The organism is Paraburkholderia tropica, assembly GCF_900109265.1.
GTDB classification, from domain to species: domain Bacteria; phylum Pseudomonadota; class Gammaproteobacteria; order Burkholderiales; family Burkholderiaceae; genus Paraburkholderia; species Paraburkholderia tropica.
The window spans coordinates 158,848-182,508 of sequence record NZ_FNZM01000019.1; the positions used below are offsets into that span (position 1 = coordinate 158,848).

The 23,661-nt window shown below is 67.5% G+C and carries 21 protein-coding genes; 12 read left to right on the forward strand and 9 right to left on the reverse strand.

Annotated features, from left to right (window positions below):
- Positions 1–17: 17 nt before the first annotated feature.
- Entirely contained in the window at positions 18–1,316 is a 1,299-nt protein-coding gene (locus tag BMY06_RS29000; protein ID WP_074986699.1) for an MFS transporter, read from the reverse strand.
- A 202-nt stretch (positions 1,317–1,518) separates the two neighbouring features.
- Between BMY06_RS29000 and BMY06_RS29005 the strand changes: the two genes are divergently transcribed.
- From BMY06_RS29005 to mdcH, 8 genes are read left to right on the forward strand one after another with little or no spacing between them, the layout of a single operon-like run.
- Entirely contained in the window at positions 1,519–2,343 is an 825-nt protein-coding gene (locus BMY06_RS29005) for a GntR family transcriptional regulator (protein ID WP_074986700.1), read from the forward strand.
- Entirely contained in the window at positions 2,327–4,009 is a 1,683-nt protein-coding gene (gene mdcA, locus BMY06_RS29010) for a malonate decarboxylase subunit alpha (RefSeq protein ID WP_074986701.1), read from the forward strand. The genes BMY06_RS29005 and mdcA overlap by 17 nt, the downstream gene beginning before the upstream one ends.
- 5 nt (positions 4,010–4,014) lie before the next feature.
- Positions 4,015–4,992: a triphosphoribosyl-dephospho-CoA synthase gene (locus BMY06_RS29015; protein WP_074986726.1), complete on the forward strand. Its 978-nt coding sequence runs from the start codon at positions 4,015–4,017 to the stop codon at positions 4,990–4,992.
- On the forward strand, positions 4,980–5,306 hold the full coding sequence (locus BMY06_RS29020) for a malonate decarboxylase subunit delta (RefSeq protein WP_074986702.1): 327 nt from the start codon (positions 4,980–4,982) through the stop codon (positions 5,304–5,306). The genes BMY06_RS29015 and BMY06_RS29020 overlap by 13 nt, the downstream gene beginning before the upstream one ends.
- Positions 5,307–5,308: 2 nt before the next feature.
- Complete coding sequence (locus tag BMY06_RS29025; RefSeq protein WP_074986703.1) at positions 5,309–6,184, forward strand: biotin-independent malonate decarboxylase subunit beta; 876 nt, start codon at positions 5,309–5,311, stop codon at positions 6,182–6,184.
- Positions 6,181–7,005 carry a biotin-independent malonate decarboxylase subunit gamma gene (mdcE, locus tag BMY06_RS29030; RefSeq protein WP_074986704.1) on the forward strand — a complete coding sequence of 275 codons (825 nt, stop codon included), beginning with the start codon at positions 6,181–6,183 and terminating at the stop codon, positions 7,003–7,005. The genes BMY06_RS29025 and mdcE overlap by 4 nt, the downstream gene beginning before the upstream one ends.
- Complete coding sequence (locus BMY06_RS29035; protein WP_074986725.1) at positions 7,005–7,709, forward strand: malonate decarboxylase holo-ACP synthase; 705 nt, start codon at positions 7,005–7,007, stop codon at positions 7,707–7,709. The genes mdcE and BMY06_RS29035 overlap by 1 nt, the downstream gene beginning before the upstream one ends.
- Complete coding sequence (mdcH, locus tag BMY06_RS29040) at positions 7,706–8,641, forward strand: malonate decarboxylase subunit epsilon (protein ID WP_065059602.1); 936 nt, start codon at positions 7,706–7,708, stop codon at positions 8,639–8,641. Before BMY06_RS29035 ends, mdcH begins: the two co-directional genes overlap by 4 nt.
- A 160-nt stretch (positions 8,642–8,801) precedes the next feature.
- Here mdcH and BMY06_RS29045 read toward each other — a convergent pair whose 3' ends face one another.
- Positions 8,802–9,416 (reverse strand): alpha-ketoglutarate-dependent dioxygenase AlkB family protein, encoded by a 615-nt coding sequence (locus tag BMY06_RS29045; protein WP_074986705.1) that lies wholly within the window; start codon positions 9,414–9,416, stop codon positions 8,802–8,804.
- A 95-nt stretch (positions 9,417–9,511) separates the two neighbouring features.
- Positions 9,512–9,835, reverse strand: a complete 324-nt coding sequence (locus BMY06_RS29050; RefSeq protein WP_065059420.1) for a hypothetical protein — start codon at positions 9,833–9,835, stop codon at positions 9,512–9,514.
- Positions 9,836–10,255: 420 nt separating this feature from the next.
- Here BMY06_RS29050 and BMY06_RS29055 point away from each other — a divergent pair, with 420 nt between their 5' ends.
- Together BMY06_RS29055 and BMY06_RS29060 are read left to right on the forward strand one after the other, a co-directional pair.
- Positions 10,256–11,419, forward strand: coding sequence for a metallophosphoesterase (locus BMY06_RS29055; RefSeq protein WP_074986706.1), 1,164 nt, complete (start codon positions 10,256–10,258; stop codon positions 11,417–11,419).
- A 138-nt stretch (positions 11,420–11,557) separates the two neighbouring features.
- Positions 11,558–12,649 (forward strand): AI-2E family transporter, encoded by a 1,092-nt coding sequence (locus BMY06_RS29060; protein ID WP_074986707.1) that lies wholly within the window; start codon positions 11,558–11,560, stop codon positions 12,647–12,649.
- Between the two features lie 55 nt (positions 12,650–12,704).
- On the opposite strand, the gene BMY06_RS38215 is transcribed toward BMY06_RS29060, so the two are convergent.
- From BMY06_RS38215 to BMY06_RS29100, 6 genes are all read right to left on the reverse strand, one after another.
- Entirely contained in the window at positions 12,705–14,165 is a 1,461-nt protein-coding gene (locus tag BMY06_RS38215) for a heavy metal sensor histidine kinase (RefSeq protein WP_080180691.1), read from the reverse strand.
- Positions 14,162–14,851 carry a heavy metal response regulator transcription factor gene (locus BMY06_RS29080; RefSeq protein ID WP_065059417.1) on the reverse strand — a complete coding sequence of 230 codons (690 nt, stop codon included), beginning with the start codon at positions 14,849–14,851 and terminating at the stop codon, positions 14,162–14,164. The genes BMY06_RS38215 and BMY06_RS29080 overlap by 4 nt, the downstream gene beginning before the upstream one ends.
- 91 nt (positions 14,852–14,942) lie before the next feature.
- Entirely contained in the window at positions 14,943–16,460 is a 1,518-nt protein-coding gene (locus tag BMY06_RS29085) for an efflux transporter outer membrane subunit (RefSeq protein WP_074986709.1), read from the reverse strand.
- The gene (locus BMY06_RS29090) at positions 16,457–17,737 is read right to left on the reverse strand and encodes an efflux RND transporter periplasmic adaptor subunit (protein ID WP_074986710.1); all 1,281 of its coding nucleotides are present in this window, start codon (positions 17,735–17,737) and stop codon (positions 16,457–16,459) included. Before BMY06_RS29090 ends, BMY06_RS29085 begins: the two co-directional genes overlap by 4 nt.
- Before the next feature lie 39 nt (positions 17,738–17,776).
- Positions 17,777–20,974 (reverse strand): efflux RND transporter permease subunit, encoded by a 3,198-nt coding sequence (locus tag BMY06_RS29095; protein ID WP_074986711.1) that lies wholly within the window; start codon positions 20,972–20,974, stop codon positions 17,777–17,779.
- 257 nt (positions 20,975–21,231) lie between these two features.
- Positions 21,232–22,239, reverse strand: a complete 1,008-nt coding sequence (locus BMY06_RS29100; RefSeq protein ID WP_065059414.1) for a LysR family transcriptional regulator — start codon at positions 22,237–22,239, stop codon at positions 21,232–21,234.
- Between the two features lie 225 nt (positions 22,240–22,464).
- On the opposite strand from BMY06_RS29100, the gene BMY06_RS29105 reads away from it, so the two are divergent.
- Both BMY06_RS29105 and BMY06_RS29110 read left to right on the forward strand, forming a co-directional pair.
- A complete protein-coding gene (locus BMY06_RS29105; RefSeq protein ID WP_074986712.1) occupies positions 22,465–23,172 on the forward strand; it encodes an MgtC/SapB family protein in 708 nt (235 codons plus the stop codon).
- 197 nt (positions 23,173–23,369) lie between these two features.
- Positions 23,370–23,621, forward strand: a complete 252-nt coding sequence (locus BMY06_RS29110) for a GlsB/YeaQ/YmgE family stress response membrane protein (RefSeq protein ID WP_065059412.1) — start codon at positions 23,370–23,372, stop codon at positions 23,619–23,621.
- The last annotated feature ends 40 nt before the right edge of the window (positions 23,622–23,661 follow it).

Consider the following 23,661-nt stretch of genomic DNA (forward strand, 5'->3'; position numbering starts at 1 on the left):
CCCTAAGGGCCACGCGCTCAGCCCGGCAACACTTCGCCCTTCGTTTCCGGTGCGAACGGAATGATCAGCAGGCCGACCACGAACGCGATCGCCGTGAGCGCGACCGGCACGCCGAGCGTGTGCATATGCAGCACCGCCGCGCCCAGCAGGAAGTTCACGCCCGCGCCCACGAACCGTCCGAACGACGTGCAGAACGCGAACGCCGTGGCGCGCACGCGCGTGCCGAACTGCTCGGGCAGCCACAGGCTGAACAGCGCGAAATTGCCGCCGAAAAAGCCCAGCACGAACAGAATGGCGATGAACGGCACGAGCCCGTTTTCGAGGTAATAGGCCCAGCCGAAGCTCGCCGCGATCGTCACCGCCATGCCCGCGAAGTAAATCGCCAGCGTCCATTTGCGGCCGATGCGTTCGGCCATCGGCGGCAGCGCGAGACAGCCCAGAATCGTGCCGATCGACAGAATGCCCGTGGCGATCGACGCCGTGCGAATCGCCTCGGCCTTGCTCGCGCCCGCCCGGGTGGCGAGCTGGATCACCGCCGACGGCTCATACACCGCGCCCGCCCACAAACCGATGATCGCAATCGTCAGCAGCGCGCACGCGACCACGGTGCGGCGGCGATAACCGGCGCTGAAAATCTCGCGCAGCGGATGGCCGTGATGCACCTGGCTCGCGTCCGACTTCTGCCACTTGTCCGGCTCCTCCACGCGCGTGAGCACGAGAATGGCGACCACCACCGGAATCGCGCCCGTCAGGAACATCGCGCGCCAGCCGAAATGCACGCCGACCGTGTAGTTCAGCGCCGCCGCGATAAAGAAACCCGCGTAATACCCGGTCTGAAGATAACCCGCACCCATCTTGCGCCGGTCCTCGGGCCAGGATTCGGCCACGTAGGTGCCCGCGAGCGCCCATTCGCCGCCGATGCCCACGCCCGCGAGAAAGCGGTAGATGCCGAGCGCCCACACGCTTTGCGCGGTCGCCGACAAGCCCGTGAAGATCGCAAACATGAAGATGGTGCCCGCGAGCACGCGCGTGCGGCCGAAGCGGTCCGCCAGCGGCCCCCAGATGAACGACAGCCCCCAGCCGACGAGGAACAGCGCGAACAGGATCGAGCCCGCGAGACCGATGTTCGGCGCGGTCGCGGCATAGCCCGAATGCGGCAGCAATTCGGTGAGCGCGGGCGTAAGCACGAGCGCGTAGATGAACGAGTCCATGCCGTCGAGCGTCCACCCGGCCCAGGCGCCCCAGAAACCGGCGATCTGCGAGCGGTTCAGCGGCGTCTTGTGAGCACGCCGGGCGGGCTCGGTAATCGAATTCATGATGCTCCTCTCTCCTGTGATGCCGCGCGCCCTGAATGCTGATTGAAAGCGCGGCGCGGAACGCGAACCGGACTGTGGCCGGCTCTCTTCAAGAACTCCCTGTGAGCCCCCGATTGCTGCTTTCCCCGTCTATTCTGTATTGCGCGTTTTGCGGGTTTGCGAGGCTTTCGCCCTTGTCGTTTTATATATAATATTTGATCTCATGAGCGACGCAACGAATGGTTTTCCCCTGGATGGCAGCGCGACGGAGGGGTCGGCAAACGGATTGCCGACGCTCGCGGCGCCTCGCACCAGCACTTCGCGCATGATCGCGGACGCCTTGCGCACCGCCATCGTCGAAGGCACGCTCGCGCCGGACGCGCCGCTGCGCCAGGACGCGATCGCGCGGCATTTCTCGGTCAGCGCCATTCCCGTGCGCGAGGCGCTGCGCCAGCTCGCGAGCGAAGGCTGGGCGCGCATCGAAGTGAACAAGGGCGCGAGCGTCGCCTCGCTGTCGCGCGACGAGGCCCGCGAGATCTACGAGATCCGCTCGGCGCTCGAAAGCCTCGCACTGGGCCTCGCCATTCCGAATCACACGGCCGCTTCGCTGCGCGACGTGAGCGCGCTGGCCGCCGCCGCGAAGCGCGAGCGCGATCCGTCGCTGTATGTGGCGCGCAACGAGGACTTCCATATGAGCCTCTACGCGCCCGCAGGCCGCCCGCAACTGATGGACATGCTTGTCACGCTGCATCGGCGCGGCGAGCGTTATCTGCGGCTCAAATTCGGCTTTCCCGCCTACAAGGGCGAGTCCGATGCCGAACACGCCGAAATTCTCGCTGCCGTGAAGCGCCGCGACGTCGCTGCCGCGCAGGCGCTCGTGGCCGCGCATCTGCTCGGCACCGGCGAGCTGATCTACCAATTTCTGACCGATCGACAGGCCGAACGCGCCGCGGCGCAGCCCGCCGCGAAGAAAGCGCGCGCGCCCTCTCCTGCGTCTCCCGCATCCTCCCGCTCACGGAGCCGAACTCCCGATGAAGCCTCAAGCTGACACCTCCGCCTCGCCCGCTCACGCCAGCCCGGCGCCGCGCTCGTGGACCACGCGCCGCGACGAGAAAGCGCGCCGCCTCGCCGCCATTTCCGGCTGGCTCGAAGACGGCGTGCTGCCCGCCTCGCGCATGACCGACGCGCTCGAACTGCTGATCCGCCCCGGCGACCGCGTGGCGCTCGAAGGCGACAACCAGAAGCAGGCCGACTTTCTCTCGCGCTCGCTCGCCAATGCCGATCCCGCGAAGCTCAACAACATTCATCTGCTGATTTCGAGCATCAGCCGCCCCGAACACCTCACGCTGTTCGAGCGCGGCATCGCGCATCGCGTCGACTTCGCGTTCGCGGGGCCGCAGAGCCTGCGCGTGGCGCAACTGCTCGAAGACGGTCAGCTCGAAGTGGGCGCGATCCACACGTACGTGGAGCTGTACGCGCGCATGTTCGTCGATCTGATTCCGCAGGTCGCGCTGCTCTGCGCGGAAAAGGCCGACCGCCACGGCAATCTCTACACCGGCCCGAACACCGAAGACACGCCCACGATCGCCGAAGCCGCCGCGTTCAGCCAGGGCATCGTGATCGTTCAGGTTAACGAAATCGTCGATGAACTGCCGCGCGTCGATATTCCGGGCTCGTGGGTGGACGTGGTCGTGCAGGCCGATCGCCCGTTCGCGGTCGAGCCGCTGTTCACGCGCGACCCGCGCCATATCGGCGACCTGCAGGTGCTCACGGCGATGATGGTCATCAAGGGCATTTACGCGCCCTACGGCATCACCGCGCTCAATCACGGCATCGGATTCGACACGGCCGCCATCGAACTGCTGCTGCCGACCTACGGCGAACAGCTCGGCCTCAAGGGCAAGATCTGCCGCAACTGGACGCTCAATCCGCATCCCACGCTGATCCCCGCCATCGAATCGGGCTGGGTGGACAGCGTGCATTGCTTCGGCAGCGAAGTGGGCATGGAGGCGTACATCGCCGCGCGCCCCGACGTGTTCTTCACCGGCAGCGACGGCAGCCTGCGCTCGAACCGCGTGCTGTGCCAGCTCGCCGGGCAATATGCGGTCGATCTCTTCATCGGCTCCACGCTGCAGATCGACGCCGATGCGAATTCGTCGACCGTCACGCGCGGGCGTCTCGCCGGTTTCGGCGGCGCGCCGAACATGGGCCACGATCCGCGCGGCCGCCGTCATGCAAGCGAAGCGTGGCTCAAGCTGCTCAAGGACACGGGCCCGGTGTCGCGCGGCCACAAACTCGTGGTGCAGCTCGCGGAAACGTGGAAGAAAGGCGGCGAGCCGACCTTCGTCGACGAACTGGACGCGATCGCCGTGGGCGAGAAAAGCGGCATGCCGGTCGCGCCCGTGATGATCTACGGCGACGACGTGAGCCACGTGGTCACCGAGGAAGGCATCGCGCATCTGCATCGCGCGGAAGGCATCGAGGAGCGGCGCGCGTCGCTCGCGGCCGTCGCGGGCGTGACGCCGATCGGCCTGCGCGCGAAGCCCGAAAAGACCGAGGAATTGCGCCGTCGCGGCATCGTGCAGTTCCCCGAGGATCTCGGCATTCGTCGCGGCGAGGCCAAGCGTTCGCTGCTCGCCGCGCGCAGCATCGACGATCTGGTGACGTGGTCGGGCGGTCTGTACACGCCGCCCGCGCGCTTTCGCAGCTGGTGAGCGCGATGCGCACGCAATCGAATCCGTCGCCGGCTGTTGTTGCGCCGCTTGCTGAGAGCGCGCCTTATACGGCATCCGAAGCGGTACACGAGGGCGCTCACGCAAGCGCGCTGCGTCCCGACGCGCAACTGGCGCGCTTCGCCCGCGACGCGCTGATCGATGAAGCGCGGCTCACGCCGAAGCCCGCGCTCGTCGATGCACGCGGCAGCGGCGCGCACGTCGACCTCGACCTGGCGATCATGCTGCGCTCCGCGCACGCGCTCGAACCGACCTTCGCCGCGCTCGCGCGCGCTTCGTCCGGCGCACGGCCCGGCACCGCGCTGCGCACCGACCTCGCGCGCATCGGCCGCGCGGGCGAAGCGGCGATGATGCGCGCGACCGCCGGCAGCAACGCGCATCGCGGCGCGATCTGGATCGTGGGCCTGCTGGTTGCGGGCGCGGCGATCGTGCACACGCCCGCCGTCGACGACAGTGCGTATGCACACGCCACCCGCATCGGCGAAACCGCCGCGCATATCGCGCGCTTCGACGACCTGCTCGCGCAGCCCGCCCGCAGCAACGGCGAGCGCGTGCGCGAGCGCTACAACGTGGGCGGCGCGCGCGGCGAAGCGCAAAACGGCTTCCCGCACGTGCTGCGCGTCGGCCTGCCCGCGCTGCACGACGCGCGTGCGCGCGGCGACGACGAAGCCGCCGCTCGCGTCGACGCCCTGCTCGCCATCATGGCCTCGCTCGACGACACCTGCGTGCTGCATCGCGCGGGCCTCGCCGGACGCGAAGCCGCGCAAGCCGGCGCGCAGCGCGTGCGCGACGCGGGCGGCATCGCCACGCGCGCGGGCCGACACGCGTTCGACGCGCTCGAACGCGCGCTGCTCGCGCTCAACGCATCGCCAGGCGGCGCGGCCGATCTGCTCGCCGCGACGCTCTTCATCGACAGACTGGTTCAGCACCGCATCGGCGGGAGGACGGTTTCATGGAACAACTGACATTCGACTATCCGGCGCAGCGCGCCGTGACCACGCGCGCGCATGTGGGCGTGGTCGGCTCGGGCGATCTCGAAGTGCTGCTGCAGCCCGCCGCCGACATGCAGGCGCGCGTGGTCGTGCACACGAGCGTGGACGGCTACAGCCACATCTGGAAGAGCGTGCTCGACCGCTTCTTCACGCGCTACGACGGCGCGGCGCTCATCGAGATCAACGACTTCGGCGCGACGCCCGGCGTCGTGGCGCTGCGGCTCGCGGAAGCCGTCGAGGCCGCGCAGGACGATGCGCAGAACGGCGCGCAAGGAGCGAGATCGTGAGCATGGCTAATCAATCCGCACTGCTGCGCGACAGCTTCATCGAGTTGAGCGCGCGCGAACGCGCCGCCGCCGTGCTCGACGCCGGCACGTTCCGCGAATTGCTCGGACCGTTCGACCGCATCGAATCGCCGTGGCTGCCGCTGCAAGGCATCGTCTGCCAGGCCGACGACGGCGCGGTGATCGCGCGCGGCACCATCGACGGCCAGCCCGCCGTGGTCGCCGCGATCGAGTCCGCGTTCCAGGGCGGCAGCATCGGCGAAGTCTCGGGCAGCAAGATCGCGGCGGCGCTCGAACTCGCGCTCGCCGACTGCGAGCGCGGCAAGATCGTGCGCCCCGTCGTGCTGTTCGAAACCGGCGGCGTACGGCTCCAGGAAGCGAACCTCGGCCTCGCCGTGATCGCCGAAATCCAGTCGGCCATCGTCGCGCTGCGCCGTCACGTGCCGGTCGTCGGCGTGATCGCGGGCATGGTGGGCTGCTTCGGCGGCATGTCGCTCGCGGCCGGTCTGTGCTCGTATCTCGTGATGACGAAGCAAGGCCGCCTCGGCATGAACGGCCCCGAAGTGATCGAGCAGGAAGCAGGCATCGAGGAACTCGACGCCAGCGACCGCCGCCGCGTATGGCAACTGATCGGCGGCGAGCAGCGCGCACGCACCGGCTTTGCGGACGCGCTCGTGGAAGATGCCGTCGACGATGTGCGCGAGGCCGTGCGCGCTGCGTTCGCGCAGGGCGTGCCGGCGGCGCATCGCACCGGGCAGGTCGCGGCCACGCTCGCGAAGCTCGCGCAGATCGATCCCGCCGCCGTGACGCCCGACACGATGCGCGCCATCTTCGGCCCGTCGCCCTTGAACGCCTCGCGCACGCACGGAGAAACCGCATGAGCGAATCGACCTTGAATCGCGGCGCACGCTGGCTGCGCGCGCTCGCGGGCCAGCAGCCGGACGGCGTGAACGGCGCGTGCGTGCAGTACGCCGACGCGCCGCTCGGCGGCGAGACCGCGCGCTTCATCACCGTCGCGCCGGATGCGAACAACCGTTTTCCTCGCGCGCGCGACAACGTGGTCGGGCTCGAACAGGGCTGGCGTCTTGCGCAAGCCGTGCGCGACGTCATCGACGCGGACAAGGCGAGCGGCACGCGCCGCCCGATCGTGGCGATCGTCGACGTGAAGAGTCAGGCGTATGGTTATCGCGAGGAAATGCTCGGCATTCATCTCGCGTGCGCCGCCGCCGTCGATGCTTATGCGAGCGCGCGGCAGGCCGGTCATCCCGTGGTCGCGTTGATCGTCGGGCCCGCGATGTCGGGCGCATTTCTCGCGCACGGCTATCAGGCCAACCGCATCGTCGCACTCGACGCGCCCGGCACGATGGTGCACGCGATGGGCAAGGAAGCGGCGGCGCGCGTCACGCGGCGCAGCGTCGAAGACCTCGACGCGCTCGGCGAAAAGATCGTGCCGATGTCGTATTCGATGGCCTCGTTCGCGAAGCTCGGCCTGCTCGACGAACTGATCGGCGACGTCGATGCCGACGCGCCCAGCGACGCGCAGATCGCCCGCGTGCGCGACGTGCTCGCGCAGAAGGTGCACGAAGCGCGCGGCGACACGAGCGGTCTCGCACATCGTCTGCAAGGCGAGGCGGCGCAGCGCACGCGCGCGGCGTCGATCGAAGTGCGCAAGCGGCTTGCGCAACAGTGGGACGCGAACTGATGCGCGTGTGCGCCGCGCCGCCGTTCGCCGCCAGCGCGCTGCGCGCGAGCGTGGGTGCAAGCGATGCGCGTTGGCGCGCGCATGATCTGCTGCGGCTCAAGCGGCTCGCCGAATCCGACGACGAACCGGCGTGGGTCCGCGCGGCGTTCGCGCGCGCGCCGTTCGCGGTCGTGCGCCGCGCCGAGGCGGCGACGGGTTTTGTCGCGGCGGGCGTGCGCGGCGCGACGCGCGCCGAGCGCTACGGCACGTGGATTTCTGTTCAGGATATCGAAGCATCTGTTTCACCCGAAGCGCTGCTCGATTGCGACCCCGCGCCGGAACGCGCCGCCCTGCCCGCGTTCGTCGCGCTCGCCGCCTTGCGCGCGCATGACGCGCTGAGCGGCTACGTGTGGGGACCGGCGGGCAGCGTCGGCTTCGAACTCGCCACGCAGACGCCGACGATCACCGCATCGAGCGATCTCGACGTGCTGATCCGTGTACCGCAGCGCGGCGATCCCGCCAGCCTGCATGCGCTCGCGGACGCGCTCGCCGAGGCCGCGCGTCTTGCGGGCACGCGCGTCGATGCGCAACTGGAAACGCCCGCAGGCGGCGTCGCACTGGCCGAACTCACGATGGGTAAAGCGCGCGTGCTTTTGCGCGCGCGCGACGGCGCGCGGCTCGTCGCCGATCCGTGGCACGCGGCGTCATCGGCAAGCTCTCTATGACGCTCGCCTGCCTGTTTCCCGGCCAGGGCGCGCAAAGCCCCGGCTTTCTGCATCAGCTACCCGAACACGACGTCGTGCGCGCGACGCTCGACGAAGCCTCGTCGGTGCTCGGCAGCGACGTGCTCGCGCTCGACAGCGCCGAGGCGCTGCAATCGACGGTCGCCGTGCAGATCGGGCTCACGGTCGCGGGCGTCGCCCAGGCGCGCGCGCTCGCGCATGCGGGACTGACGCCGCAGTTCAGCGCGGGCCTGTCGGTGGGCGCGTATCCGGCGGCCGTGTGTTGCGGCGCGCTCGCATTCGCCGACGCGCTGCGCATGGTGCGCAAGCGCGCCGAACTCATGGAAGCCGCGTGGCCTTCGGGTTATGGCCTCAGCGCTGTCTCCGGCCTGAGCGAAACGCAAGTCGAGCAACTCGCGCAGACGCTCGCCGCGCAAACCGGCGAACGCGTCTACGTCGCCAATGTGAATGCGCCGCGCCAGATCGTCGTCGCGGGCGCGGATGCCGCGCTCGAATCGTTCGCCACGCGCGCGCTCGCGGCAGGCGCGCGCAAGGCGCAACGCCTCGCGGTGTCCGTTCCTTCGCATTGCGAACTATTGACCGACGCGGCGGACGCGCTCGTGGCGTGGTCGCGCGAGATTCCGTTCCGTGCGCCCGAAGGCGTCTACATCGACAATCGCGGCGGCCGTCCGCTCTATAGCGGCGATGCGATCCGTGCGGATCTCGCCACCAATATGCGCCACACGGTGCGCTGGTTCGATGCGCTCACGGTCATGATCGAGTCGGGCGCGACGGTGCTGGTCGAAGCGCCGCCGGGCCAGGTGCTCACCGATATCGCGCGCGAGCAGGTTCCGGACGTGACCGCGCTCAGCGCCGCGAGCTTGCCGCTCGACCGGCTTGTCGCGACGATCAGGCGGCGGCTGGGCGAGGAATAGCGGTCGCTACACAACTGCGTACACGACCGCGCGCCGACGTGCAATCGCGCTTATAAAAAATTTATGCGCATAAAGTCATATTTGATTTTTAGCGCGAATGACGACGCATGCGTGGCGAAGTCGCGAAATCCCCTCGATCTCGCCGCGATCTCGCCGCGATTTACCCTCGATCGCCTGACTTCTTGCGCAATTCCGACATCACGACCCGAAACGTCAGATTCACGCGCTCGCCGCTCACCGACGGCTCTTTGGGCACGCGATGCCGCCATTGCGCCTGCGTCTGCCCGCGCATCACCAGCAAACTGCCGCTCGACAAGGGAAACGAGCGCGTCACGCCGCTCGCGGCATGGCGCAGGTCGAAGCGCCGCGTGGCGCCGAAGCTCAGCGAGGCGATCACCGGTTCGGGGCCGAGTTCGGGTTCGTGATCGGCGTGCCAGCCCATGCTGTCGCTGCCGCCGCGATAGCGGTTGAGCAGCACGCTGTTGAAGCGCACGCCGCATTGCGCGGTCACGGCGTCGCGCAGTTCGGCGACGGCCGTCGTCCACGGCTGCGGGACGTTGCGAATGCCCGAGTAGATATAGACCGCGCCCGGATCGCCCTGCCACGCGGTCAGGCGCGGCTGGTCGACCCAGCCGCCCGGCGTGCGGATGCGCTCCTGACGCCAGTCCGTTTCGGCGACGATGCGCGCCAGATAATCGGCCGCCGCCGCGGGCGCGAGCCAGGCGGGATGCCAGTCGACATCGGGTTGGGGCGTATCGTCGAAGAGATCGAACATCGGGTCGGAAAACGCATGCAAAGCGGAAAGCAGAGCGCGCAGTGTCGCACGGCGCGGCGCGCCCCGTCACACGACATCGGCCCGCTTGCTGCGCTTCAGACGAACAGCGCGAGGTAGAACACGGCCGCGCCGATCAACGCCCCGATGAAGCAGAAGCCCTCGGCCGGCTCCTCGGTGGTTCGCGAGCGCAGCCACGCGCCGGCCACGCCGAAGAAGCCCGCGATGCCGAGCGCCACGAACACCATCACGACGTCGAATAGCGCGCTGCGCCCGATCTCGAGCATGTCGATATGCTTGAGCGCGAAGTACAACACCACCGCCATGATCGAGAGGACAACGAGCGGCAGCATCACATGACTGCCCTCGCGCCCTACGTGACGACCATGAAGCCCTTGCACGACCGGCCTGGTAATTTTCATGACCCGTCTCCCCCAGAGTGCCCGAAAAAACGCGTGGACCTCGATTCGAGCATAGTCCATCGATCAGTCCGATTCAATGAACGTTTAATAGCGCTATGCAGCATGCGCGGCCCGCATAAAAATCTTGCGACTCCGCCGCGCGCCTGACAATCCAGGGTTATGCCGCACTGCGCAAGCGGCGCCGCGGCGCCGTTTACCGGGCGCCCGTCCGCACGCGGCACGATCCGTGCTGCGCCGGTAGAATGCATCGCAGCGCACGCCCGCCGATGCCGGGTTCGCCGTCCGCGCTGATGTTTGCATCGCGTGTGTGCATCGCGTTCGCATCGAGTCTGCATCGCGCTTGCTCCGCGCGGCCGACCGCGCCCGACCGCAGCCGAAGTTCCCCGCCACCGTTCCGATTCCGCACCGACCGCGCCCGCCATGCCTCGACTCTCGTTCCTGGTCCGCTTCATCGCCATCGGCATCCTGCTGCACGCCTATGTCGGCTTTCGCCTGATTCCCGATCTGCCCGTGCCCGCCGCCGTCAAATGGCTCGCGGTGCTCTGGCTCGTGCTGTCGGTGCTCGTGATTCCGCCCGGCATGCTCGCGCGGCGCTTCAAGCGCCAGCCGCTCGGCGACCGGCTCGCCTGGACCGGCATGCTGTTCATGGGCTTTTTCTCGTCGCTGCTGATGCTGACGATCGTGCGCGATCTCGTGCTCGCCTCGCTGATGACCGTCGCCGCGATCTGGCCGCACGCCGCCGATCTCGCGCGCTGGCGTACCGGCAGCGCGGCGGCGGTGGTCGTGCTGGCGTTCGCCTCGACGGCCTTCGGCTTCTTCAACGCGCGGCGGCGCGCGCGCGTGCGCAACGTCGACGTGCCGATCCGCAATCTGCCCGCCGAACTCGACGGCTTCACGATCGTGCAGTTGAGCGACATCCACGTCGGTCCGACGATCAAGCACGATTACGTCGAGCGCATCGTGCGCGCCGTGAATCAGCTCGACGCCGACGTGGTGGCGATCACCGGCGACGTGGTCGACGGCAGCGTGCAACATCTCGCCGATCACACCGCGCCGCTCGGGCGGCTCGCCGCGCAGCACGGCGTCTATCTGGTGACGGGCAACCACGAGTACTACTCGGGCGCCGATGCGTGGGTGGCCGAATTTCGACGCATCGGCCTGACGGTGCTGATGAACCAGCACGTGGTGATCGAGCACGGCGGCGCGCGGCTCGTGCTCGCGGGCGTGACCGATTACACGGGCGGCCATTTCGATCCCGCGCACCGCAGCGACCCGCAAGGCGCGCTGCGCGGCGCGCCCGACGACGTGAACACGCGCGTGCTGCTCGCGCATCAGCCGCGCAGCGCGCACGCGGCCGCCGACGCGGGCTACACGCTGCAACTGTCCGGCCACACGCACGGCGGCCAGATCTTTCCGTGGAATTTCCTCGTGCGGTTGCAGCAGCCGTTCACGGCGGGGCTGGAAAAGCTCGGCAGCCTGTGGGTCTACACGAGCCGCGGCACCGGCTACTGGGGGCCGCCGAAGCGTCTGGGCGCGCCTTCGGAGATCACGCGCGTGCGGCTCGTGGGCGCCCGCCCGGTCTGAGGTCGCGGCGGCAGCACCAATCAATCTGCGCGACAGACACCCCGCGAGCACACCGCGCGGGGCGCGCCCAACAAGCCGGTATCATGACCGGCAAGCTCCTCGACTGGCCTTGCCCGCCCCAACTGGAATCCCACGCTCATGGACGGCAACAAGCACCTCCACCAGACCGCCTTCTACCTGCTGCTGTTCGTCGTTTCCATCGCGCTGTGCTTCGTGCTCGCGCCGTTTTTCAGCACCGTGCTGTGGGGCGCCATTCTCGCGCTGATCTTCCAGCCCGTGCAGCGCCGCCTCGTCGCGCGCCTCGGACGCCGGCGCAATCTCGCCGCGCTCATCACGCTGCTGTTCTGTCTCGTGATCGTGATCTTCCCGCTCACGCTGGTCGCCGGCACGCTGATCCAGCAGGTCGGCTTCGCCTATGCGCAGGTGCGCGCGGGCAGTCTCGACTTCGGCGCGTTCTTCAGCCAGATCGTGCATGCGCTGCCGCAGTCGGTGCAGAACGTGCTCGCGCGCTACGACCTCATGGATCTGCCCGGCCTGCAGCAGCGACTGACGGCGGGCGCGGCGCAGATCAGCCAGTTCGTCGCCACGCGCGCGCTGAGCCTCGGGCAGAACACGCTGCAATTCATGGTGAGCTTCTGCGTGATGCTCTATCTGTTCTTCTTTCTGGTACGCGACGGCCGCGAAATCTCGCGCCTCGTGCGCGACGCCATTCCGCTCGACGAACAGCACAAGCTGCATCTGATCCGCAAGTTCACGACCGTGATCCGCGCGACGGTCAAGGGCAACGTGGTGGTCGCCTTCGTGCAGGGCACGCTCGGCGGCATCGCGCTGTGGGTCTGCGGCATTCAGGGCGCGCTGCTGTGGGGTTTCGTGATGATGCTGCTGTCGCTGCTGCCCGCCGTGGGCGCGGCGCTCGTGTGGCTGCCGATCGCCATTTATTTCATCTCGACGGGCGATCTCGTGCGCGGCGTCGGGCTCGCGCTGTTCGGCGCGCTCGTCATCGGCACCGTCGACAACGTGCTGCGCCCGGTGCTGGTCGGCAAGGACACGCGCCTGCCCGACTGGGTCGTGCTGATCTCGACGCTCGGCGGCATTTCGCTCATCGGCATCAACGGCTTCGTGATCGGGCCGCTGATCGCCGCGCTGTTCATCAGTTGCTGGGACCTGCTGCGCCGCGACCAGCACAATCAGGGCGCGACGGCCGCCGCCGAGGACGACGAACTGGTCTAGCGCGACCCGGTCTAGCGCGACCCGGTCTCGCGCGACCCAGACTGTTGCGAAGCGTTCAGGATGACACGTGCAGCGGCACGCCCGCACGCCCCTGACGCGGCGCATTCGACTCCACCGGCCCGGTCGCCGGATTCGGTCGCGCCGCCGTCCCGCCGTCCTGCGCGGCCACCGAAAAACCGAACGTATTGATGCCGTTGGCGCTGCGCACGAACACCGTGCCGCCGTGCATTTCCGCGACCGCCTTCACGATCGACAATCCGAGGCCGTGATTCTCGTGGCTGTTCGAGCGCGCTTCCTGAATGCGATAGAAACGGTCGAAGATATGCTCGCGCACGAACGGATCGAGCGGCTCGCCCGGATTCGACACGGCAATTTCCACGTGCCCGTCCTGCGGCGCGATGGTGGCCTGCAACACGGTGCCCGGCGGCGAGTGCTGAATCGCGTTGACGAACAGATTGCTCACCGCGCGCCCGATCAGCGACGTGTTCACCCACGCGCGCGCGTCGCCCTGCACTTGCACGCTCAGTTGCGCTTCTTCGAGCGGCATATCGAGGAATTCGAGCATGCGCTCGACCTCGCCGCGCAGCGAGACTTCCGTGAGTTCGGTCGCACGTTCGCCGCGATCGCTGCGCGAGAGGAACAGCATGTCGTTGACGATCACGCGCAATCGTTCGAATTCCTCAAGATTCGATTGCATCGTCTGCTGCAACTGTTCCACCGAGCGATCGCGCGTGAGCGCGACCTGTGTCTGCCCGATCAGGATGCTCACCGGCGTGCGCAGTTCGTGCGCGACATCCGCGTTGAACGATTCGAGGCGCTCGTAGGCCTTGTCGAGACGTTCGAGCGCGCCGTTGAACGAGGTCGCCAGTTCGTGCAATTCCTCCGGCAACTCGCCCGAATGCAGCCGCTGCCGCCGGTTCGACGGGCTCAGTTGCGCGGCCTCGCGCGACAGCCGCGTAAGCGGCGCGAGACCGAAACGCGTGACCGCGCGGCTCAGCAGCGCGACCGCGATGGTCGAGAGCGCGATCAGCACGCCGAGCGCGATACCGAAGCGCCGCAGCATGCTCTCGGTGCGCACGCAGTCGCTACCCACCACGAGTTTCACTTCGGGGCGATCGCCGCTCGCGGGCACCGTCATGCTCGTGACGATGATGTCGTAGGTGCAGCCCGGCGGCCGCACGAGCTGATGATTGTTGCCCGCGTCGCCCGTGATCGTGCCGACGATGGGCGTGCCGAAACGAAAGCGCGGATCGGGGCCTTCGACGTAGTAATGCATGCGGCTGTCGGCGGGCGAGAGATCGCGCAGCTTTTCCTGCACCGAAGCCCACTTCTTTTCGTCGGGCGCGTGCGAAACGATCAGGCTCGCGATGCGCGCGCGCGTGTCGAGCGTCTCGCGCAACTCGTTGATCAACTGGCGCTGCATCAGCAGAAACAGGCCCGTTCCCGTGAGCGTGAAGACGATCAGCGAGACCGCTGCGAACATCGCCGACAGCCGCAGCGAGATCGAGCGCTTCATGACAGCTGGCCTCCGTCCTCGCGCACTTCGAGCACGTAGCCCATGCCGCGGATCGTGTGCAGCAGCTTCGACGCGTGCGGTCCGTCGAGCTTCGCGCGCAGCCGCTTGATGGCGGTTTCCACGACGTTCGCGTTGCTTTCGAAGTTGACGTCCCAGACGAGCTCGGTGATGAGCGTCTTCGAGAGAATTTCGCCGCGCCGCCGCGCGAGCACCGACAGCAACTGAAACTCCTTCGCCGTGAGATCGAGACGCACGCCGTCGCGCGTCGCGCGGCGACTGATCAGATCGACCTGCAGATCGCCCACCGAAATGAGCGTGGATTCCTGCGCGCGGGCGCGCCGCGTGAGCGCGCGCAGCCGCTCGACCAGTTCGAGAAACGAAAACGGCTTGGTCAGATAGTCGTCGGCGCCGTCGCGCAGACCGTGCACGCGGTCGTCCACGCGGTCGCGCGCGGTCAGCATGATGACCGGCGTGTCCTTCTTCGCGCGCACCGCGCGCAGCACGCCGAAGCCGTCGAGCTTCGGCAGCATCACGTCGAGCACGATCACGTCGAAATCGTATTCGGTGGCCATCCACGCGCCCTCTTCGCCGTCCATCGCCACGTCGACGATCCAGCCTTGCTCGCTCAACCCGCTGCGCAAATAATCGACGACCTTGCGCTCGTCTTCGATAACCAGAACTTTCATGCTTGCCCTCCGCTTCGTGCGCGGCCTCCTGGGCCGCGTCGAATGATCTTGTGTTGCTGCACGCGTGACGTTGCACGCGAGCATTGTGAGCCTATCCCTTGCCGGCGGCCGCGCCCGGCGCGGGCGTCTCGCGGCAGGTGCCCATGCTGCAGGCGAGCGCGCGGTCGTCCGCGCTCCAGCCGCCGCCCAGCGCCTTCGCCAGATATACCACCGTGGCGGCCTGTTGTCCGTGAATCTGCACTTCCTGGCGCTCGCTGGCAAGCAGTTGCTGCTCGGCGTTGAGCACGTCGATGAAGGCGACGAGGCCGCCCTGGTAGCGGTCGTTGGCGAGTTCGAACGACTGGCGGGCGTCGTCGACGGCGGACTGGCCGTCGGTGGACGCGCGTTCGAGCACGGACAGCCCCGTTACCGCATTCTGCACCTCCTGGAACGCCGTGAGCACGGTCTGACGATACGAGGCCTGCGCCGACTCGTAGCCGGCCTGCGCGTAATCCACGCCCGCCGCGCGCTTGCCGCCGTCGAACAGCACTTCGCCCGCGCTCGCACCGAGCGACCACATCAGGCTCGGCACCGAAAAGAGGTTGCTGAAGCGCGTCGATTCCCAGCCCAGCGTGGGCGAGAGCGTGAGGTCCGGAAAATACGCCGAACGCGCCACGCCGATCTGCGCATTGGCCGCCGCCATCGCGCGCTCGGCCGACGCCACGTCGGGCCGCCGCTGCAACAGCTCGCTCGGCAGGCCGGTTGGCAGCGCGGGCGTGGGCAGCGGCGTCACCTTCGGCGCGAGCACGAACTCGGGCGCGGGCTTGCCGATCAGCACCGCAATCGCATTCTGATCCTGCTGACGCTGGTTTTCGAGCAGATGCACCTGGGTTTTCGTGGCGTCGAGCTGCGCCTTCTGCTGAAGCAGATCGAGGCCCGAGACCGCGCCCAGATCGTGTTGCGCGCTCACGAAATCGAGCGCTTTTTGCTGCAACGCGATCGAGCGGTTCACGACGTCGATTTCATCGTCGAGTTCGCGCATCGCGAAGTAATCGGTCGCGAGCTCGGCGGTGAGCACGAGCCGCGCGTTCGCGAGATCGTCGCCGGCTTCCTGCGCGGACGCCTGCGCCGACTCCACCATGCGCCGGATGCGCCCGAACAGATCCAGCTCGTAGCTGATGGTCGGGCCGACCTGGATATCGTTCTGCACGGTCGACATGTTCGGCGTGACGTAAGTCGTCTGTGGCCGGTTCGCGGAGATGCGTTCGCGCGCGATGCCCGCGCCGAGCGACACCTGCGGGGCCTGTTGCGACGACACCGAACCGAGCGTCGCGCGCGCCTGCGCGTAGTGCGCGACGGCCACGCGCAGCGTCTGGTTTTCGGCGAGCGCGGCGTCTTCGAGACCATCCAGCTCCGGATTGCCGAACGCCGCCCACCAGCGCGGATCGAGCGGCGCGTGCGCAGGCTGCGCGGCGTGCCAGTAGGCGTCGGCGGGATCGACGCGCCACGCGGCCGGACTCGCCGTCTGCGGCTTCTGATAGTCCGGGCCGACCGTGCAGGCCGCGAGTCCCGCCACGCCGATCAGCGTCAGCAGCGCGCGCGCCTTCGAAGGGAAGCTCGTTGCGCTCACGTCGTGCTCCGCTTCGCGCTGTCGTTCGTGCCGTTCGTCCCGCTGGCGCCGCTCGCACCGCTTGCGCCGCCGGCATGCGGCGCGACCACGACGACGCTGTCGCCATCGGCGATCGAATCGCTCGGGTTGAGCACGACACGATCGGTCGGCTCGATGCCGCGTCCGATTTCGAGCGTCTGGCCGAGATCCTGCGCGATCTCCACGGGCTTGAGGCGGATCTTGCCGTCCGCATCGACGACCGCGAGGCGCGGGCCTTCCGCGCGGAACAGCAGCGCGTTGCCCGGCACGGTCAGGCGTCCGTGCGAATCGGTTTGCAGCGCCGCCTGCACGTAAGCGCCCGGCAGCAGCTTGCCATCGTGATTGGGCAGCGTGATTTCGACCTGCAACGTGCGCGTGGCGACGTCGATCGCCTGCGACGTATGCGTGACCGTGCCGTCGAAGGTCACGCCGGGCATCTCCTGCTGCGTCACGCTCACGTGCTGGCCGAGCGCGACGTGCGGCGCATCGCTTTGCGGCACGTCGAGATACAGCCGCAGCGGATCGGACTGCGCGATCGCGAACAGCGCATGCCCCGCGCCGCCGTTGCCCGAATTCACGAGGTCGCCGATATCGACATTGCGCTGCGTAATCACGCCCGTAATCGGCGCGACGATACGCTGGAACGACTTGGTCTGTTGCAGGCGGCGCACGTTGGCGTCGGCGGCGGCCAGATTGGCGACGTCCTGGTTGTACGCGCCCTGGCGGTCGTCGAGTTCCTGCTGCGAGACCGCATCGCGCTGACGCAACTGCTGCGCGCGCTCGAACGAGGTCTTCGCGAGCGAGAGCGTCGACGCCGACTGATCGCGCTGCGCCTGCGCCTGCGCGAGTTCCTGGTCGATCTCGGGCGTGTCGATTTCCGCGAGCAACTGGCCCTGCTGCACATGCGCGCCGATATCGGCGTACCACTTCAGCACGTAGCCGCTCGCGCGCGAATAGATCGGCGCTTCCACGTAGCCGCGCAGCGTGCCGGGCAGCACGATGCGCCCGTCCGCGCCCGCAGCCTTCGGCAGCACGACGCTCACGTACTGCTGCGCGTTCTGCTTCGTCACGTCGGCGAGATGATGCGCGTTCATCACGTTGGAGACGATCGTGCGCGCGGCGCCCGCCGCCAGCAGCACGCCGACCACGATCACCGCGATACGCGCGCGCTTGCCGGCCTGGCCGCGCGCGGGCAGGTCCATGCCCTGCTCGCCGCCCACGGCGATGTCGAGGGAAGAATGGTGGTGAGGTTCGTTCATGTCATCGGCCAGAATATGCGGTTGTCGAGCGTCCTTGCATCACGTGCGGCGGCGTTGCGCCTCGCGTTCGCGCCGGGCTTCGGCGCGATGCGCGAGTCGCGAATGCACCGTCGCGAACATGAGCGGAACGAAGAGCAGCGTCGAAACGGTGGCGAACAGCAGCCCGCCGATCACGGCGCGGCCGAGCGGCGCGTTCTGCTCCGCGCCTTCGCCGAGACCGAGCGCCATCGGCACCATGCCGATCATCATCGCGAACGCGGTCATCAGCACGGGGCGAATCCGCGTCGCGCCCGCTTCGAGCGCGGCGGCCAGCGGCGTCGCGCCCGCGGAAAGACGCTGGCGCGCGAACGACACCACCAGAATGCTGTTCGCGGTCGCCACGCCCACGGTCATGATCGCGCCCGTCAACGCGGGCACGCTCAGATGCGTGCCGGTGATGAACAGCATCCACGCGATGCCCGCGAGCGCGGCGGGCAAGGCGCTGACGATGATGAGCGGATCGGCCCACGACTGGAAGTTCACGACGATCAGCAGATAGACGAGCACCACGGCCATCGCAATGCCCACACCCAGGCCGATGAACGACGAGCGCATCGTGCCGATCTGCCCGCGCATCGTGACCGTGGTGCCGCGCGGCGCGTGCGCCTGCACGTTGCGGATCAGCGCGTCGATATGCGCGCCCACCGAACCGAGGTCGCTGCCTTCCACGCTCACGAGCACGTCGATCACCGGACGGATGTTGTAGTGCGTGACGAGCGCCGGGCCGTCGTGCGGCTTGAGCTGCACGAGATTGCTCACGAGTTGCAGCGGTGCGTTCGCCGTGCTCGCGTGCGCCGAAACCGGCGTGTTCATCACTTCGTTGACCGACGCTTCGCGATATTGCGGCGTCTGCACCGCGAGCGGATATTCCACGCCGTTCTGCGGACTGACCCAGAATGCGGGCGATGTCTGCGAACTGCCCGAAAGCGCGATCAGCACATCCTGGGCCACGATTTGCGGGCTCAAATTCAGTTGCTGCATGCGCGAGCGGTCCATCGCGAGCATCAGCGCGGGCTCGTCGTTGCGCTGCGCGATATGCGCATCGACCGCGCCCGGCAACTGGCGCACCTGCTTGAGCAGCGTGCTCGCGAGCGCCATGTCCTTGTCCAGATCGGAACCCACGACCTGCACGTCGATGGCGGCGGGCTGACCGAAGTTGAGAATCTGCGTGATGATGTCGGCGGGCTGGAAGAAGAATTCGATGCCCGGAAACCGCTGCGGCAACAGCGTGCGCAACTTGTCGATATAGATGCGCGAAGGATCGTGATCGGGCGTCAGCGCGATCTGGATTTCGCCGTCGAGCGTGCCCATCGTGCCTGAATTGCTGTACGAAAGATTGATACCGCTATACGGCAAACCGAGGTTGTCGACGATGGTCGCGAGTTGATCGGGCGGCACGACGGACCGGATCGTTTTCTCGACTTCATCGGCCAGACGCGCGGTTTCCTCGATGCGATAGCCGGTGGGCGCGCGCATGTGCAAACGGATATTGCCCGCGTCGACGGACGGAAAAAAATCGCGGCCGAGAAAGAACACGAGTCCGAGCGAGAGCACGCAGAACGCGAGAAATGTGCTGCCGAACAGGCGTCGGCGCGCGAGCAGCAGACTCAACAGCGCGATGTAATTCGCGCGCACGCGTTCGAAGTAGTGATTGAAGCGCAGATGCACGCGCGTGAAGCCGGAAACGCGCGCGCCGGGCCGTGCATGCGCGGTCGGATCGTGACCCGCGAACAGCAGCATCGCGAGCGTCGGCACCAGCGTACGCGAGAGAATGTACGACGCGATCATCGCGAACACCACGGCTTCCGCGAGCGGCACGAACAGGAAGCGCGCCACGCCCGTGAGGAAGAACATGGGCACGAACACGATGCAGATGCAGAGCGTGGACACCAGCGCCGGCACCGCGATTTCGCCCGCGCCTTCGAGAATGCCGGTGTGCAGATCGCTGCCTGAATGCAGGTGCCGTTCGATGTTTTCGATCGTCACCGTGGCGTCGTCGACGAGAATGCCGACCGCGAGCGCGAGCCCGCCCAGCGTCATGATGTTGATGGTTTCGCCGAGCGCGTAGAGCGCGATGATCGAGGCGAGAATCGACAGCGGAATCGACACCGCGATGATCAGCGTGCTGCGCCAGTTGCCGAGGAACAGCAGGATCATCGCGGCCGTGAGCGCGGCGGCGATCAGCGCTTCGCGCACCACGCCCTGCACCGCCGCCGACACGAAGATCGACTGATCGAACAGCGGCTGGATCACGAGATCGGCGGGCAGCGTGTCGCGCACTTTCGGCAGCAGATCCTTGAGCGCGCCCACCACTTGCAGCGTGGAGGCGTCGCCGCTCTTGAGGATCGACATCAGCACGCCGCGCTGGCCGTCCTGGCGCACGATGTTGGTCTGCGGCGTGAAGCCGTCACGTACGTGCGCGACGTCGCCGAGATAGGTGGTCGCGCCGTTCACGGTCTGCACGGGAATGCGGTTCAGGCCCGCGATCGTGTCCGGCGAGGCGTTGGTATCGACGCGGAATTCGGTCTGGCCGAGCTTCGCGGTGCCGGTCGGCAGAATCAGGTTCTGCGTGTTGACCGCATTGACGATATCGGCGGGCGTGAGACCTTTGGCGATCAGCGCGCGCGTGTCGATGTCCACCGAAATCACGCGCGTCTTGCCGCCGTACGGATACGGCACCTGCGCGCCCGGAATCGTGATGAGCTGCGGGCGCAGGAAGTTCATCGCGATATCGGCGAGCGCCTGTTCGCTCATCGACTTGCTCGACAGCCCGAGCTGGATCACCGGAATGCTCGACGCCGAATAGCTGATCACGAGCGGCGGCGTGGCGCCCGGCGGCATCTGCTTGAGCTGCGCCTGCTCCGACGCCACGGCCTGCGCGATCGCGGTCTGCAGGCTCGCGCCCGGTTGCAGAAAGAGCTTGATGATGGCGATGCCGGGCAGCGACTGCGACTCGATGTGCTCGATGTTGCTCACCGTGGTCGTCAGGCTGCGCTCGTTGACCGAGGTGATGCGCTGCGCCATGTCCTGCGCGGAAAAACCCGTGTACGACCAGATGATGCTGATGACGGGGATGTTGATGTTCGGCAGCACGTCGGTGGCCATCGACATGAGCACGAACGGCGTGGCCAGCACGATCAGGATGGCCATCACGATAAACGTGTAGGGCCGCTTCAGCGCGAGATTGACGATCCACATGGGGCAGGTTGTGCGAGCGGTGGTGACGGCACGGACGAGGCGAACGGCGCTGCGGGCGTCGTCCGGCCGGGCTTCATATCGGGTTCGGACCGGATGCAGATCCGGCTCTGGCGGGTCCGCATCATAGGCAATCGCGGTGGCGCATGCGTGGCGCGAAGATGGCGCGTTTGACAGTCACGCACCGCCCCGCGCCCGCGCTTGCCGCGCAGCGGCATCGAGCGTCCCGGCGGCGCGCCTCGTGCGGCGAGGCGCGGGCTTCAGTTCACGAGGCGCAGACGGTCGGGCTCGCGCACCTTGCGCGCATGCGCGGTCGCGCGGCGACTCGACGCGGGCGCGTCGCAGCCCGCGAGCGCCGCTTCCTGCTCGGCGAGCACGAGCGGCACCTTCTCGCGCAGAAACTCCACGAACGTGCGGATCTTCGCGTCCAGATAACGGCGCGAGGCGTAGAGCGCGAAGATGTTCAGCTTTTGCAGACGATGCGAAGGCAGCACGCGCACGAGCGAGCCGTCGGCGAGTCCGGGCAGCGCCACCGGCACCGGCAGCGGCCCGATGCCCATGCCCTCGCGAATGGCGAGCGCGAGCGCCTCGGGGTTGTTCACCTGGAACGGCGTCACGCCGGTGTGGCGAAACGTCTCGCCTAGCGGCCCTTCGGACACCCACTGGCCGGCGGTCAGGCTCGCATCGGTGAGATGCAGGCAGGTGTGCGCTTCGAGATCGTCGAACGAGCGCGGCACGCCGCGCGCGCGCAGATAGTCGGGCGAGGCGCACAGAATGGCGGCGGTGCTGCCCAGATGCTGCGAGATCAGCGCGGAATCCTCGAGTTCGGCGGCCACCACCACGGCCACGTCGAAGCCTTCCTCGATGATGTCGGGCATCTGCTGCGCGATCGTCAAGTCGACCGAAACATCAGGCAAATGCTGCTGATAGCGCGCGATCAGCGGCATCACGTAATGCTGGCCGAAACTGGTGCCGCCGTAGACGCGCAGCTTGCCGGCCGGATTCGCGTGCGCGGCGGCGGCCTCGGCTTCGGCCTGATCGATGTCGGCGAGAATGCGCTTGCAGCTTTGCAGATAGCGCTCGCCCGCCTCGGTCAGCGACATGCGCCGCGTCGTGCGGTTGAGCAACCGCGTGCGCAGCCGCGACTCCAGGTCCGTGACGGCGCGCGAGACCTGCGCCGTCGTCATCGTTTCGTTCGAGGCGGCGCGCGTGAAGCTGCCCGACTCCACCACCCTCACGAAAATCCGCATGTTGCGCAGCGTGTCCATCAGCGACTCCTCTCCATCGTCTTGCTCTTTCTGGCTTGATTCATTGTGAATGGCGCCAGTCTCGCCTGGCGGCCGTGGCTGGACGCTGACCTGTAAATGACAGCCGCGCCAGCTTGGCTAGCCGGGCGCGCCCGCGTATGATCCACGGCGCTACCGCAGCGCGGATCGCAAGGGCGCGCAGCCGCCCGGCAACGCATCCCGCGCGCCGTTTTTCATGACAGAACGATGACTTACGAATTCGCCTTGCGCCTTCTCGCGGCGTTCGCCTGCGGCGTCGCCATCGGACTGGAACGCCAGATGCGTCAGCGCACGGCGGGCCTGCGCACCATCACGCTCGTCGCCAGCGGCGCGTGCCTGTTCGTCACGCTCGGCGTGCTCACGGGCAACGGGTCGAGCGGCGTCACGCAGATCGCGGCCTACGTGGTGTCCGGCGTCGGCTTTCTCGGCGGCGGCGTGATCATGCGCGACAAGGGCTCGATTCAGGGCATCAACACGGCCGCCACGCTCTGGTGCTCGGCCGCCGTGGGCGTGCTGTGCGGCGCGGGGCATTACGTGCCGGCCGTCGCGGGCACGGCGGTCGTGCTGCTCACCAACACGGTGCTGCGCGAGGTGAGCCGCATCATCAACCAGTCGCCGGTGTCGAACGCCGATCTCGTGAGCGTCTACGTGCTGACGGTGGTGTGCCGTGAGGAGGACGAGATCCACATTCGCACGGTGCTCTCGAATTCGATGTACTCGACGCCGCTGTCGTTTCAGAGCCTCACGAGCGAGGACGTGGACGGCCAGCCGCAACGTCTGCGCGTGACCGCCACGCTGCGCCTGCATCCGAAATACCAGCCCAAGCTCGAACAGATGGCGAGCCGGCTGAGCATGGAAAAAAGTGTCTCCAGCGTGAGCTGGACGGCGGCGGAAACCGAGGCTGCGCCCGAATAAGCCTCTGCGCTCGCAATGCATACGGATTCCTCACGCAATCCTTACCATCGCATTGCTGTTTTGTTTCATTTTCTGAAACACGCCCCGGCAGATTTCAAGAACTGTCAATTCTGGCCCGCTTTCGTGGACGCGCTTTCGACCCTCGGCTAAGCTCGATACACCGTGACTTCGTTCACGCCAACAAGGGGGAATCCAATATGCAACACGGCATCATCGGCTGGCTCATCATCGGCGCAATCGCGGGCTGGCTCGCGGGTCTGCTCGTCAAGGGCGGCGGCTTCGGATTGATCGTCGATATCATCGTCGGCATCGTGGGCGCGTTCATTGGCGGCTGGCTCGCGGGCGTCCTGCACATCAACATCGGCGGCGGCATGATCAGCTCGATCATCACCGCCATCGTCGGCGCGGTCATCCTGCTGTTCGTGATCCGGCTGGTCCGGCGAGCGTAGCGCGGCAGCCTCGCCCAAAAGAAAACGGGAGCACCTTCGC